The organism is Salinicola sp. RZ23, from assembly GCF_003206675.1.
GTDB lineage: Bacteria > Pseudomonadota > Gammaproteobacteria > Pseudomonadales > Halomonadaceae > Salinicola > Salinicola endophyticus.
The window spans coordinates 25,895-39,572 of the sequence record NZ_PZJK01000009.1 but is presented as its reverse complement, the minus strand read 5'-3'; the positions used below and the strand labels follow the sequence as shown (position 1 = coordinate 39,572).

The 13,678-nt window shown below is 63.9% G+C and carries 11 protein-coding genes; 9 read left to right on the top strand and 2 right to left on the bottom strand.

The features are described from left to right. Positions 1–15: 15 nt before the first annotated feature. Complete coding sequence (locus DOM67_RS09490) at positions 16–2,253, top strand: NADP-dependent isocitrate dehydrogenase (RefSeq protein WP_110675404.1); 2,238 nt, start codon at positions 16–18, stop codon at positions 2,251–2,253. A 192-nt stretch (positions 2,254–2,445) separates the two neighbouring features. On the opposite strand, the gene DOM67_RS09485 is transcribed toward DOM67_RS09490, so the two are convergent. Next, complete coding sequence (locus tag DOM67_RS09485) at positions 2,446–3,918, bottom strand: carbon starvation protein A (RefSeq protein WP_110675403.1); 1,473 nt, start codon at positions 3,916–3,918, stop codon at positions 2,446–2,448. Positions 3,919–4,143: 225 nt separating this feature from the next. Between DOM67_RS09485 and DOM67_RS09480 the strand changes: the two genes are divergently transcribed. The 4 genes from DOM67_RS09480 (at position 4,144) to DOM67_RS09465 (ending at position 7,269) form a co-directional block, all read left to right on the top strand. Further along, positions 4,144–4,890 carry a murein L,D-transpeptidase catalytic domain family protein gene (locus DOM67_RS09480; RefSeq protein ID WP_110675402.1) on the top strand — a complete coding sequence of 249 codons (747 nt, stop codon included), beginning with the start codon at positions 4,144–4,146 and terminating at the stop codon, positions 4,888–4,890. Positions 4,891–5,030: 140 nt separating this feature from the next. Further along, a complete protein-coding gene (locus tag DOM67_RS09475; RefSeq protein ID WP_110675401.1) occupies positions 5,031–6,179 on the top strand; it encodes a L,D-transpeptidase in 1,149 nt (382 codons plus the stop codon). Positions 6,180–6,397: 218 nt separating this feature from the next. Then, the gene (locus DOM67_RS09470; RefSeq protein ID WP_110675400.1) at positions 6,398–6,892 is read left to right on the top strand and encodes a universal stress protein; all 495 of its coding nucleotides are present in this window, start codon (positions 6,398–6,400) and stop codon (positions 6,890–6,892) included. 107 nt (positions 6,893–6,999) lie between these two features. Continuing rightward, positions 7,000–7,269, top strand: coding sequence for a DksA/TraR family C4-type zinc finger protein (locus DOM67_RS09465; protein ID WP_110675399.1), 270 nt, complete (start codon positions 7,000–7,002; stop codon positions 7,267–7,269). Positions 7,270–8,332: 1,063 nt separating this feature from the next. On the opposite strand, the gene DOM67_RS09460 is transcribed toward DOM67_RS09465, so the two are convergent. Further along, positions 8,333–8,800: an Lrp/AsnC family transcriptional regulator gene (locus tag DOM67_RS09460; RefSeq protein WP_110675398.1), complete on the bottom strand. Its 468-nt coding sequence runs from the start codon at positions 8,798–8,800 to the stop codon at positions 8,333–8,335. Between the two features lie 131 nt (positions 8,801–8,931). On the opposite strand from DOM67_RS09460, the gene kynU reads away from it, so the two are divergent. The 4 genes from kynU to DOM67_RS09440 all read left to right on the top strand — a co-directional run bounded on the left by kynU (position 8,932) and on the right by DOM67_RS09440 (position 13,596). Further along, a complete protein-coding gene (gene kynU, locus DOM67_RS09455) occupies positions 8,932–10,164 on the top strand; it encodes a kynureninase (protein WP_110675397.1) in 1,233 nt (410 codons plus the stop codon). Further along, a complete protein-coding gene (locus tag DOM67_RS09450) occupies positions 10,164–10,979 on the top strand; it encodes an alpha/beta hydrolase (protein WP_110675396.1) in 816 nt (271 codons plus the stop codon). The genes kynU and DOM67_RS09450 overlap by 1 nt, the downstream gene beginning before the upstream one ends. Positions 10,980–11,087: 108 nt before the next feature. Continuing rightward, complete coding sequence (locus tag DOM67_RS09445; protein WP_110675395.1) at positions 11,088–11,948, top strand: tryptophan 2,3-dioxygenase family protein; 861 nt, start codon at positions 11,088–11,090, stop codon at positions 11,946–11,948. A 256-nt stretch (positions 11,949–12,204) separates the two neighbouring features. Continuing rightward, positions 12,205–13,596, top strand: coding sequence for a histidine-type phosphatase (locus DOM67_RS09440; protein WP_110675394.1), 1,392 nt, complete (start codon positions 12,205–12,207; stop codon positions 13,594–13,596). Positions 13,597–13,678 lie beyond the last annotated feature (82 nt).

The window sequence follows — 13,678 nt, the reverse complement described above, 5'->3', positions numbered from 1 at the left end:
GGTTAACGAACAGACATGTCCAATACGCCGAAGATCATCTATACCCTGACCGACGAAGCGCCGGCACTGGCCACCTACTCTCTGCTGCCGATCATCGAAGCCTTCACCGGCACCGCCGGCATCACCGTCGAGACCCGCGACATCTCGCTCGCCGGCCGCGTACTGGCACAGTTCCCCGACCTGCTCGACGACAGCCAGCGCGTCAGCGACGACCTCGCCGAGCTGGGTCAGCTGGCCAAGACGCCGGAAGCCAACATCATCAAGCTGCCCAACATCAGCGCCTCCGGCCCGCAGCTCAAGGCCACCATCAAGGAGCTGAAGAGCCAGGGCTACCCGCTGCCGGACTACCCGGAAGAGCCCAAGAACGACGAAGAGAGAGCGATCAAGGCAGCCTACGACAAGGCCAAGGGCAGCGCGGTCAACCCGGTGCTGCGAGAAGGCAACTCCGATCGTCGCGCGCCCAAGTCGGTCAAGAACTACGCACGCAAGTATCCCCATCGCATGGGTGAGTGGAGCAGTGACTCGCAGTCCCACGTCTCCCACATGAGCGACGGCGACTTCTACGGCAGCGAGCAGTCGGCGATCATCGAGAAGGCCGGCAAGCTCAAGATCGAACTCAAGCAGAAGGATGGCAGTAGCCAGGTGCTCAAGGAGGGCCTCGCGGTCCAGGCCGACGAAGTGGTCGACGCCGCGGTCATGAGCAGCCGCCAGCTGCGCAACTTCATCGACAGCGAGATCAAGGATGCCAAGAAGCGCGGCGTGCTCTTCTCGCTGCACCTCAAGGCGACCATGATGAAGGTCTCCGACCCGATCATGTTCGGTATCGTGGTCGAGGAGTTCTACAAGGAGGCGCTGGAGAAGCACGCCGACGCGCTCAAGCTGGCCGGCTTCAACCCCAACAGCGGCATCGGCGATCTCTACAGCGCGATCGAGAAGCTGCCGAGCGAGCAGCAGGACGCGATCAAGGCCGACATCGACGCGCTCTACCAGGAGCGTCCGTCGCTGGCGATGGTCAACTCGCACAAGGGCATCACCAACCTGCACGTGCCGTCTGACGTGATCATCGACGCCTCGATGCCGGCGATGATCCGTGACTCGGGCAAGATGTGGGGCACCGATGACGCCCTGCACGACACCAAGGCGGTAATCCCGGACCGCTGCTACGCCACCATCTACCAGACCGTGATCGAGGACTGCAAGCAGCACGGCGCCTTCGACCCGACCACCATGGGCAGCGTGCCCAACGTGGGTCTGATGGCGCAGAAGGCCGAGGAGTACGGCTCCCACGACAAGACCTTCCACATCCCGGCCGACGGCACCGTGGTGGTCACCGACGAGCACGGCCACACCCTGTTCAGCCACGACGTGGAAACCGGCGACATCTGGCGCATGTGCCAGGCCAAGGACGCGCCGATCAAGGACTGGGTCAAGCTCGCGGTCACCCGCGCACGTGCCAGCGACACCCCGGCGATCTTCTGGCTCGACGCCAACCGCGCCCATGACGCGCGCCTGATCGAGAAGGTCGAGACCTACCTCAAGGAGCACGACACCAGCGGTCTGGATATCCGCATCCTCGCGCCGGTCGAGGCGATGAAAGTCTCCCTCGAGCGTATCCGCAAGGGCGAAGACACCATCTCCGTCACCGGTAACGTGCTGCGCGACTACCTCACCGACCTGTTCCCGATCATGGAGCTGGGCACCAGCGCCAAGATGCTCTCGGTGGTACCGCTGATGAACGGCGGCGGCCTGTTCGAGACCGGTGCCGGTGGTTCCGCACCCAAGCACGTGCAGCAGTTCCTCGAAGAGAACCACCTGCGCTGGGATTCGCTGGGCGAGTTCCTGGCCCTGGCGGCGTCGCTGGAGCATCTCGGCAATACCTTCGACAACGCCCGTGCCAAGGTGCTCTCCGCGACCCTGGACAAGGCCAACGGCGAGTTCCTGGACGCCGACAAGTCGCCCAAGCGCAAGGTCGGCGAGCTCGACAACCGCGGCAGCCACTTCTACCTGGCGCTCTACTGGGCCAAGCAGCTCGCGGCCCAGAGCGAAGACGACGAGCTGAAGTCGCTGTTCGCCGAGATCGCCAAGACCCTGGAAGAGAGCGAGAAGACCATCGTCGACGAGCTCAATGCAGTCCAGGGGCGTCCGGTCGACATCAAGGGCTACTACAACCCCAGCCGCGAACTGGCGAGCCAGGCCATGCGCCCGAGCCAGACCCTCAACGCCGCGCTGAACAAGCTCTACAAGGCCTCCTGAGGCACGCGCGCCGGCGGCCCGCTGCCGGCGCTCTCATCCTGGGGTGATCTCAAGACCAGGGTGACCTCAAAAACAGGATGACCCCATAGAAACGGGCCCGTGCCATTGGCACGGGCCCGTTTGCGTGGGTACCGCTCGCCTGAGCGCCCTGCGGCCGAGTCTCTGTCGAGCCCCTCGGCAGCAGGGGCGGGCTCAGTCGGTGGCAAGCTCGCCGATCCGGCCGTTGGCCTGGCGGCGTGGCGTCTCCGGCTCGTCGACGGCGAAGATACCGCCGCTCAGACGGCGCACGCGCTTCATGAACAGCGCCACACAGATCAGCGTGCCGATCGCTGCGACCACGTAGCTCACCTGCAGCGTCAGGCCGAAACCGATCGGCGCATAGGCCAGATAGGTGAAGGTGGCCATGGTCATGAACAGCGCCGGGATCAGGGTGATCAGGTAAGGCTTGCGCGACAGCACCAGGTACATGGTGGCGACCCACAGCGCGATCACCGCGGTGGTCTGGTTGGCCCAGGAGAAGTAGCGCCACAGCAGGGTGAAGTCGATATGGGTCAGCGCGTAGGAGATCACGAACAGCGGCGCGGCGATCAGCAGACGGCGCACCAGCGGACGCTGGTCGATCTTGAGGTAGTCGGCAATGATCATGCGCGCGCTGCGGAAGGCGGTATCACCAGAGGTGATCGGCAGCACGATGACCCCGAGCACCGCCAGGGTACCACCGACGGCGCCGAGCATGGTGGTGGAGACCTGGCTGACCACGGCCGCGGGGCCGCCGGCGGCGAGCACGTCGGAGAGGGTATGGTCGCCGTGGAACAGGCTCATCGCGGCGGCGGCCCAGATCATGGCGATGACCCCTTCGGTGATCATCATGCCGTAGAAGATCTTGCGCCCGCTGCCTTCATTCTCGGTGGTACGCGAGATGATCGGGGTCTGGGTGGCGTGGAAGCCGGAGAGCGCACCGCAGGAGATGGTCAAGAACAGCAGCGGGAAGATCGGCGCGTGCTGCGGATGCATGTTCTCGAACGACAGCTCCGGAATCGGCGCACCGGTGAAGACCATGCCCAGGCCGATACCCAGGGCGCTGAACAGCAGCAGCGCGCCGAAGTAGGGGTAGATGCGGCCGATGATCTTGTCGATCGGCAGCAGCGTCGCCAGCAGATAGTAGGCGAAGATCACCATGGTGATCAGGGTGATCGAGAGCGGCGTCATGTTGGCCAAAAGCGCCGCCGGCGAGGTGACGAAGACCGTCCCCACCAGCAGCAGCAGCAGGATGGCGAAGCCGTTGACCACATGCTTCATCGCCTTGCCCAGGAACTTGCCCGCCAGCTGCGGCAGGTGCGCACCGTGGTTACGGATCGAGATCATCCCGGTGAGATAGTCGTGAACGGCACCGGCGAAGATGCAGCCGATGACGATCCAGACGAAGGCGACCGGCCCGTAGAGCGCCCCCAGGATCGGCCCGAAGATCGGCCCCACCCCGGCAATGTTGAGCAGCTGGATCAGCGAGTTGCGCGTGGTATTCATCGGCACGTAGTCGATGTTGTCGCGCATCGTGAAGGCCGGCGTGCGCCGCTTGCGGTCGGCGACGAAGACGCGCTCCACGAATTTCCCATAGGTGAAATAGCCCGCTATCAAGAGCAGGATCGATGCGATGAATGTGATCATGAGTGGCCCCTGGTACGGAAAGAACGCCTCGTGAGCGCCTGGCGGGAGTCATGCGCGGCCCAATGCGGCCACAGCCCGGTCGGGGCTCAATCTACGGAGGTAACGAAATGAAAGCAGCTAGACTTTAGTGGTAGCCACCCACGCCGAGGACGCCGCTGCCGGCTTGTCTCCCTGGCACTTCTCGCGCATGCTGGCGCTTTCCGCGACCGCCCACGCTTCCCGCCGATGAAAATCTCACTGACCGCGCTGCTGCTGGCGCTGCTGCCTCTCGCCCCCGTCGCGCTCGCGGCGCCGGCTCCCGATCTGCTCACCCGCGCCGCCACCGTGCCTCAGCTCTCGGCCGACACACTCGCGCGTCTGGCCCCGGATGCCGACCCCGAGGTGCTGGCGCTGGGGCTCGCCACCATGCAGTGCGCACAGCATCATGGCGTCGCCGAGGACGCCACCCGGCTGGCGGTGATCGACTATAGCCGCTCGTCCCTCGAGCCGCGTCTGTGGGTGTTCGATCTGACCCGCCAGCGCCTGCTCTATCGCGAGGTGGTGGCCCACGGCCAGGGCTCCGGCGGCGATATCCCAGAGCACTTCTCCAACCGCGATGGCTCCCACGCCTCCAGCCTCGGGCTCTTCGTCACCCGCCACACCTATCAGGGCAAGAACGGCTACTCGCTGCGCCTGGACGGGCTCGAACCCGGCTTCAACGACGCCGCCATGAGCCGGGCGATCGTGATGCATGGCGCCAGCTATGTGGACCCGGCCCGCGACGCCGCCCAGGGCCGCCTGGGCCGCAGCTGGGGCTGTCCGGCGCTGCGCCCGGCGGTCGCCGGCGGCGTGATCGACGTACTCAAGGAGGGCCAGTTCGTGTTCGCCTACTATCCCCAGCGCGACTGGCTGCTGCATGCCGCCCTGACCCGCTGCGGCCAGGCCCAGGTGGCTCGCACCGAAAGCCACGAGCGCCTGATCGGGGCACGCTGAGCCGGCGCCGAAAGCGGCAACGAGCGAGTGAGCCCGGCAGGTGATCGGCGAGGCGCCAATCCCGAGTTGCGGGGCGTGCGCTGGCGTATCAGAGTGAAGAACGAAACCTGAGTCACCCATCACAGGTGTGGAGTCACGACATGGGAAGGTACCGGAGCGCCGCAGCGCTACCGCGCAGGATCACCGCGGGGCTGCTGGTCGCCCTGCTCGCACTGCCGCTGCCGAGTCTGGCCGCGCCGTTCTGGGGCGAGCGCCAGTCGAGCCCGGTGGACACTCCACTGGACGCCCTGCCCCCCGGCGCCTGGATCTGGGGCGGAGACGACGAACGTGGCGGCCCCATGGCGGTGGTGGTGAGCCTCACCGAGCAGCGCGCCTACGTCTATCGTAACGGCGTGCTGATCGGCGTGAGCACGATCAGCAGCGGCCGCCCCGGCTACGACACGCCCACCGGCGTGTTCACGGTGCTGCAGAAAGATCGTGACCATCACTCCAACCTCTACAACGACGCGCCGATGCCCTTTCAGCAGCGGCTGACCTGGGATGGCATCGCGCTGCACGCCGGCGGCCTGCCGGGCTACCCGGAGTCCCACGGCTGCGTGCATCTGCCGAGCGAGTTCGCCCGCCACCTGTTCGACGCCTCCAATCTGGGCATGACGGTAGTGGTGGCCAAGGCCGGCGAGGCGCCGGTCTCGCTGGTCCACCCCGGCCCCGCCAGCCCCATCGACCCGCATACCGGCGCCGATATCGACAGCCCGCCGCTGGCCAACGGGCAGCCTTGGGCGTGGGCACTCTCGCCTCCCACTGAAGGGCCGATCTCGATGATCCTCAGCCGCAGCGACCGGATGCTGGTGGTCTACCGCAACGGCATCGAGATCGGGCGTTCCCGGGTCGAGCTGGCCCGCCCCGACGAGCATGGCGGCACCCGTGCCTATATCGTCGAGGGTGGCGCCACCGGGGCATCGGCCAGCACAGCGCCTCCGACGGCGACACAGACCTCGACCACCCCGGCCAGCACGCCGGCGATGCCGAGCTGGATCGCGATCGGTGTACCCGGCGCCGAGCAGCACGCCGGCCAGCGCGTACCCGCCAGCGTGGTCAATCAGGTCAGCCTGCCGGACGCCTTCAAGGCGCACCTGCTACCGCTGCTGGTGCCCGGCAGCGTACTGGTGGCCACCGATGCTCCGCTCAGCGCACGCGGCAGCGGCGAGCATCTGCGGGTGATCGATAGCGTCGGCCCCCGGGGCTGGCTCGACGAGGTCGACACCGCCCGCCATCTCGGTGGTGGCTGAGCCCTGCGCTATCGCCACCAACGATAGTGCCAGGCGATCTCTCATCGACACGGCCACGGGTGTCGGGTTTCCGCGTACGGGTGCGACAATCGCCCACTGGGCGGGCGCCCCCGCGTGGCCTATCGTGGCCATAGCGGGTGCACCCGCGGCCACGGCAGCCGAACCCCGGCGCCAGATCTGACCCCGCCCGACCCGTTCGGGCCTGCAAGGAGGTCGTCATGTTCAAGTCACTGCTGATTCCCATCGACGGATCGCCGGACTCCCATATCGCGCTGAACGTCGCCTGCCAGCTGGCCGCACCGGTCCAGGGCAAGCTGCACCTGCTCAATGTACGTGAGCCTTTCCCGCCCATGCACCAAGGGGAACTGATCAGCGTCGAGGCGGCGCTCAAGGCCGCCTCGGTGGAGACGGCGCAACGCGAAGGCCGTGCGGTACTGGACGCCGCCCTCGATACCCTGCCCTCCTTCCCCGGCTACAACGGCGAATTCGACCTGCTGATCGAGCAGGGCTACCCGACCCGGGTGATCGTCACCGTGGCCGAGCGCCTGGGCGTCGACGCCATCGTCATGGGCAGCCGTGGTCTCGGCCAGCTACAGGGGCTGATGATGGGCAGCGTCTCGCACAAGGTGACCCATCTCGCCCCCTGCCGCGTGCTCTGCGTGCACGAGCCACCGCGCAAGCACGCCCACGCCGCAGAGGGCCAGCCGGTCTGATACCGCCCCCGTGGCTCGCGTAAGGCTTGTCGCGGGGGCGATTCGCCACCATCTTGTCATAAGGCGGTTGAGCAAGAGATCGGCGAGTTCGGAGAGGAGGTATCACCATGGCCGGAGGCTGGGCACACGACGGCGCGGTACAGGACCAGATCGACAGTACCGTGAACGACGGCATCGATGAGGTACGCAGGCGGCTCGAACGGCAAGGCCCGAGCCTGACCCACTGCGAAGAGTGCGAAGAACCGATCCCCCCGGCGCGGCGCGAAGCCGTGCCGGGTGTCAGGCTCTGCGTGGCATGCCAGGCCGAGGCCGACAAGCGCCACACCCACCAGTCCGGTTACAACCGTCGCGGCAGCAAGGATAGCCAGCTACGCTGATCCCTGTCGGTTGGGACTATCGATACGCTCCGGCCGAGCCGGCGGGCGCTGATTTTTGGCACGCTCGCCCAAACAAGCATCGATATTCTTTTTTTCTTTCCGTGAAAACACTGTTAGCCTTGCGTCAATAAACGGGTGTTTAAGTGTTCTTTCCTCCGTTTTGCGATTTCTATTATTAAGTAAGATGCGATAGAAGCGGTACGGTATTACACGGCTTACACTTTTGTAGTATTTCGACGATAGCCGTGACCGTCGCCCCACCAGGTTCATGGTCGCGATCTCGCGATCTTTCTGCCCGGCTGCAGGCAACTCCTGCTACCGGGCGTTTTTTTGTGCTCGCCGTCGCTGCGCGACGTCAAAAACCGCTCCCGGCGGTTTTGTGAGCCCGCCCTCCCCCCGGCAGGCTTCCTGGCCCCCCTCTGAGCGGTCGCTGTGGGGCGTCATGAACCGCTCGCAGCGTTTTCATGCAAAGATTTGCCGTCTACAACTTTTATCGCAGTCCGCCGTTTGCAGCGAGAGGCCCTCGGCTGCCTCGAGAAAAAGCAAATCACACACCTTAACTTCTCGCGCCCACCGCCGATAAAGGCATCACGTTGTTAGAGATACGCGGCAACCTCGGCGCATCTCCCGTGTGGAGCCTTACCCCGAGGACGCCCAACAGGGCCGAGAGGGACCTTCGGCCGCACGCTTTGGGTTGCTCCCTGCGACCGCCTCGACCCGACTGGTCGCACGGGCAACCCCGTCCGCCCTTATCGGGTCTTTTTTGGTCTGACACGCGCCTCACCGAAGCTTACAAAAGACTTCAATTCAGATCTTACTAATATTTTAGAACTACGCCATCCTGAGCCTGTGACTTGGCCAATGAAGTCACGTGTCTCCTATTTCCCTTCATTCGTGATGGGTAGCAATAGGCCCCTCTTTTGCCCGGCTTGGGTGCTGACCTTCGGGTCTGCGTCGGCCGGGATTTTTTCATGCTTTCCCAGCGACCTACGCCCTCATCCTGTCGAATATCACGCCCGGCTCGACGGCCGCGCGACCGTGAATGCCTCCCCGTGTACGGCCTTCAACCCTGCACCTTGAGCGGCCCGGCCTCCTTGAAGCACTCCAGCGCCACCTGGGTGGACACGTCGCGAATCCCCGGCATCGGACTGACCACCGAGGAGAGAAAGTGTGAGAGCGCGGCGAGATCCGCCACCTTCACCTTGAGAATGAAATCGTGACTGCCGGTGGTCGAGTGGCAGTCGATCACTTCGTCACAGGCCAACAGCGAGGCGATCGTCTCCCGCGGCGTGCCCAGCCGCGACTTCTCCATCGACACGGCGATGAAAGCGGTCACCATGAGCCCCAGCGCCTCGGGTGCCAGGCGCAGCGCATAACCTTGGATGACCCCGCTCGCCTCGAGCCGGGCGATCCGCCGCGAGCACTGGCTGGGCGAGAGACTCACACGCTCGGCCAGCTCGGTCAGCGTCTGACGCGGTGAACGCTGCATCGCATGGAGCAGACGACGGTCGAAGGCATCCAGCGCATCCATATTGCATAAACCTTCTGAAAAAGAGTGTCTTTTGCACTTTATGCCGAAAATACGCAAGAGAACACAACCCCGAAGCGGGCTGATCGGCTTACGCTACGCGTGAACTCTCTTCAACATGACTGGAGATGCCAATGCGCCCGACGCTCACCGAGGCCAGGGACCTGGACAGCCGGGACACGCTGGCTGCCTTCAAGGCCCACTTCGCCCTGCCCGACGGCATGCTCTATCTCGATGGCAACTCGCTGGGGGCCCAGCCGCGGGCCGCCCGCGACGCGCTCGATGCGACCCGGGATCAGTGGCGCGATGCCCTGGTCGGTGGCTGGAACCAGGGCTGGTTCGATGCCCCCGAGCGACTCGGTGACCTGCTGGCGCCGCTGATCGGCGCCCGCGCGGGTGAGGTACTGGTCAGCGACAGCATCACCCTCAACCTGTTCAAGCTGCTCGGCTATATCACCGAGTGCCAGGGACGCGCCCGGCCAGTCATCCTCAGCGAAGGCGGCAACTTCCCCGCCGATGGCTATATTGCCGAAGGCTTCTGCCGTAGCGCCGGTTTCGAACATCGCCTCCTGCCCGAGGGGGCACCGCTGGAGACGCACTTGGATACTCAGGTAGCGGTGGTGGTGCTGAGCCAGGTCAACTATCGCACCGGCCAGCTGCGCGACATGGCCGATACCACCCGCCGCATCCACGCCCAGGGCGCCGAGGTGATCTGGGATCTGGCCCACTCGGCGGGCGCCCTGGCGGTCGACCTCCAGGGCAGCGGTGCCCGCTACGCGGTCGGCTGTACCTACAAGTATCTGAATGGCGGTCCGGGAGCGCCCGGCTTTCTCTACGTCCGCGGGGAGTGCCAGCGGGCGGCATGGCAGCCGCTATCCGGTTGGCATGGCCATACCCAGCCCTTCGCCTTCGAAGCCGACTACGCCCCCGCCGCAGGGATGACGCGCTTTCGCACCGGGACCCATTCGGCGCTGGCCTATGCCCCGCTCGAAGCTTCACTGACGCTATGGCAGGAGGTGGACATAGCGGCACTGAGAGCCAAGAGCCTGGCACTGGCCGACCTCTTCCGTGCCTGCCTCACCGACCTGTTCGAGATACATGGTATCGAGGACATCACTCCGCCCCCGGCGCAGCGCGGCAGCCAGGTCGGTTTGATCCAGCGCGAGCACGGCTATGCCATCGTCCAGGCGCTGATCGCGCGCGGCGTGATCGGCGACTACCGCGAACCGGGGCTAATGCGCTTCGGCTTCACCCCGCTCTATCTCAGCCATGTCGATGTCTGGCACGCCGCCGAGCAGTTCCGCGAGGTGGTGGAGAGCGCTGAGTACCGCAACCCACGTTTCCAGACCCGCACGGAGGTGACCTGATGCCAGACAGACAGCGTATCGAAGCCCGCGAGCACGCCCACTCGCCAAGACGCTGGGCGCGAGATGCCGAAAGCACCCTGGCCCACCAGGCCGAGCTGGGGCGCAGGCTGCGCGAGTCGCGTCCGCCGCAACGTCTCGCCTATGGCGACGCGGAATACGCCTGGCTCCATCTACATCTGCCGGAGGGCGACGGCCCCTGGCCGCTGATGATCTTTCTTCACGGCGGCTACTGGAAGGCACTGGACGCCACCGCCACCGACTTCATGGCAGCAGACTGGCTGGCATGCGGCTGGGCCTTCGCCTCGCTGAACTACCCGCTGGCCCCCGCCGCCACGCTGGAGACGCTGATCGAAGAGAGCACCCGCGGGGTGCGCTACCTGCTGGCGCAACAAGAGGCGCTCAACCTGAGCGGCCGAGTGCGTCTCGGCGGTCACAGCGCCGGCGCACATCTCGCACTGATGAGCTGCCTCGCGGCGGAGTGCCCGAAGGCGATCGAGGCGCTATGGCTGATCAGCGGCGTCTACGACCTGCGCCCGCTGCTCGGCACCTCGATCGCTGAGCCTCTCGACCTGGACGAAGCCCGCGCCGAGCGCCTGAGCCCGTTGTGCCTGCCGCTGACCGGCCTGCCACCGCTGGATCTGGTCCACGGCGAGCAGGACCCGCCGGTGTTTCATCATCAGGGCGAGGCGCTCGCGGCCCGGGCCGAACGCGATGGCGTGCCGGCGACGGTGACTCTGCTGCCGGGCCTCGACCATTTCGACATCCTCGAGTATGCCGACAAGGCGCTGGACCTAGGCCAGCCTGACGCCCACTAACTGCCTGACGCAGGCTGTTTGCACGACGCAACCACGCTCGATAGCGACGCCTGGTAGCGACATTTGACGACGACACCCGACAACAACACACGAACAAGGGTAGCCAACATGCACGACGACAATTCGACCCCGCGCGAACGCAGCGCCGTCGATCTGGGTAACGAGCAGCAGGTGCACTGGGACCCGACCATGAGCTACGGCGAGTACCTGGACCTGGCACCGCTGCTCGCCTGCCAGAACCCGATCAGCGACCAACACGACGAGATGCTGTTCGTGATCATCCATCAGGTCTCGGAGCTGTGGCTGAAGCAGTGCCTGCACGAGGCGCACGCGGCGGCGCGGGCAATCAGCGCCGACGAGCTGCGTCCGGCGTTCAAGATGCTCACCCGGGTCGCGCGGATCCAGGCGCAGATGATCAATGCCTGGGAGGTGCTCGCCACCATGACACCGTCCGACTATCTCGCCTTCCGCGACAGCCTAGGCCAGAGTTCGGGCTTTCAGTCCTATCAGTACCGCGAGCTGGAGTTTCTGCTCGGCAACAAGCACCCGCGCCTGGCCGAGGCGCACCGCCGCCACCCCGTCCATTACCAGCGGCTACACGAGGTGCTCGACGCCCCCAGCCTCTACGACGTCTGCCTGCAGCTGCTGGCACGACGCAGCTTCGAGCTACCCGAGGCGACGCTCCAGCGTGACTGGTCGACGCCCTATACCCCCTCGCCCGAGGTCGAGGCCGCCTGGTCGACCATCTATCGCCACGCCGAGCGCTACTGGGATCTCTACGAACTCGCCGAGAAGCTGATCGACACCGAATACAACTTCCACAAGTGGCGCTTCAGTCACATGAAGACAGTCGAGCGCATCATCGGCCAGCGCAGCGGTACCGGCGGCACCTCGGGTGTGGCCTATCTCGAGAAAGCGCTGGCGCTACGGTTCTTCCCGGAACTGTGGTCGGTCAGAGGCGAGCTCTAGGGGAGATGCCCACCCAATCGGGCCTCTCGATCTTGCGGATCGTCTTCGTGATCGCAAACTTCACGCCTCTGTAGCGTCCGTCTCTTTATTACCTCGTGGTAAATCATCCACGGTGCCGTGTCTCGTCTCTTGCTGACATCCGTCTCTGTTCTTACCCAGCGTCATGAAAGTGAAATTGGGCCACCCTAGGCTTGGCGAACTTATTGCCCCTCCATGCAATCACCCAACCAGCAAGAGACTAAAAGAGCAATTTCTGATGAAAAAACCTCTAATTTTTCTACTCCTGACTCTTCTGCCATTCTCTGTTTGCAGTGCACTGGAGCAGCGGCAGGAATCTTCATCCAAGCAGTACGCGTATGGCACCAAATCCACCTATCAGCCGCATGCCTCGCCGGCCAATTACCAGCCCATTCCCAGCGGCTATCATATCGTTTATACCGAACTGCTTTCCCGCCATGGATCACGAGCGTTATCCAGCCCCAAATATGACGTCATCAGCCTGCAAATCTGGCAAGCCGCCAAGGCACAACACGCCTTGACCCCATTGGGTGAACGTCTTGGGCCGGAAATAGAGCGTTTTATGGCAGCCAACCAAAAACTGGGATACGGCAATTTATCCGAGCGCGGCAAACTAGAGCAAACGATGATTGGCGCTCGCCTTGTCGCACGAGACAAGCACCTGTTCGACAACGCGGTACACAACAACCGCCCCATTGATATGGAATATTCAGGCAGGGAGCGCGCAAAAGACAGCGGCCTCGCCTTTATCTCGGGCATGGAATACGAAAACCCCGCCATAGGCGACTTGACCAGCCCGCCCATCATCGACAAAGCCCAGCTCTACTTTCACAAACAGGAAAGCAACCAGTATTATCAGGATTACAAAAAAAAGGACCCAGACCTGCGGGCAACCATCCAGCAGTTGATGAACCTGCCTGAAACGCATGACATGGCACAACAGATGCTGGAGCGGATTTATACGCCGGCCTTCGTGGCGCAGCTAACGGCGGGGAAACTCTCCTTCCTGCCGAAAAACAAGAAAAAGCCCGTCGTTTACAACGACGTTGACGCGGCGATACAGCTATTCAACCTGTACTTGGCAGCGCCCGGGCTTTCTTATGAGGCGGGCAAGCAACCTTGGCAGTTCATCGATTTTGTCACCCCCGCCGAGTCACAATGGTTCACTTATGTGCTCGATGGCAAACACTTCTACGAGAAAGGCCCCAGCTTCAAGGGCACAGACATCACCTATCGCATGGCAAAAGTCCTGGAAGATGACTTCTTCAAGGAGATCAAAGGCATTCAAGATGGCACCAACAAGAAAGCGGCAAAAATCCGCTTCGCGCATGCCGAAACGGTGATACCCTTTGCCGCCCAAATGCGCCTGAAGGGCAGCACTGAAGGCGTTGCGAAAGGCCAGCTATACAGCTACGAAAACAATCCATGGCGCGGCGACTGGGTGTCTCCGTACAGCGCCAATATCCAGTGGGACGTGTATCAGAACAAGGCTGGCACTCTGCTAGTCAGAATGCTGTACAACGAAGAAGAAATTCCGTTCCCGAGCCAGTGCCAGCCAATCCAACCCGGCAGTTACTTTTACCAGTTCACCGAGCTGGAACGCTGCTACGGTGAACAAGCCCAGAGCTGATCCAAGACACAACGAGTCAGCAACAGAGCCAGCCATCAAGCGGCCGCTTGATGGCTGGCTCTTTTTTCAACCATCGCCCCTG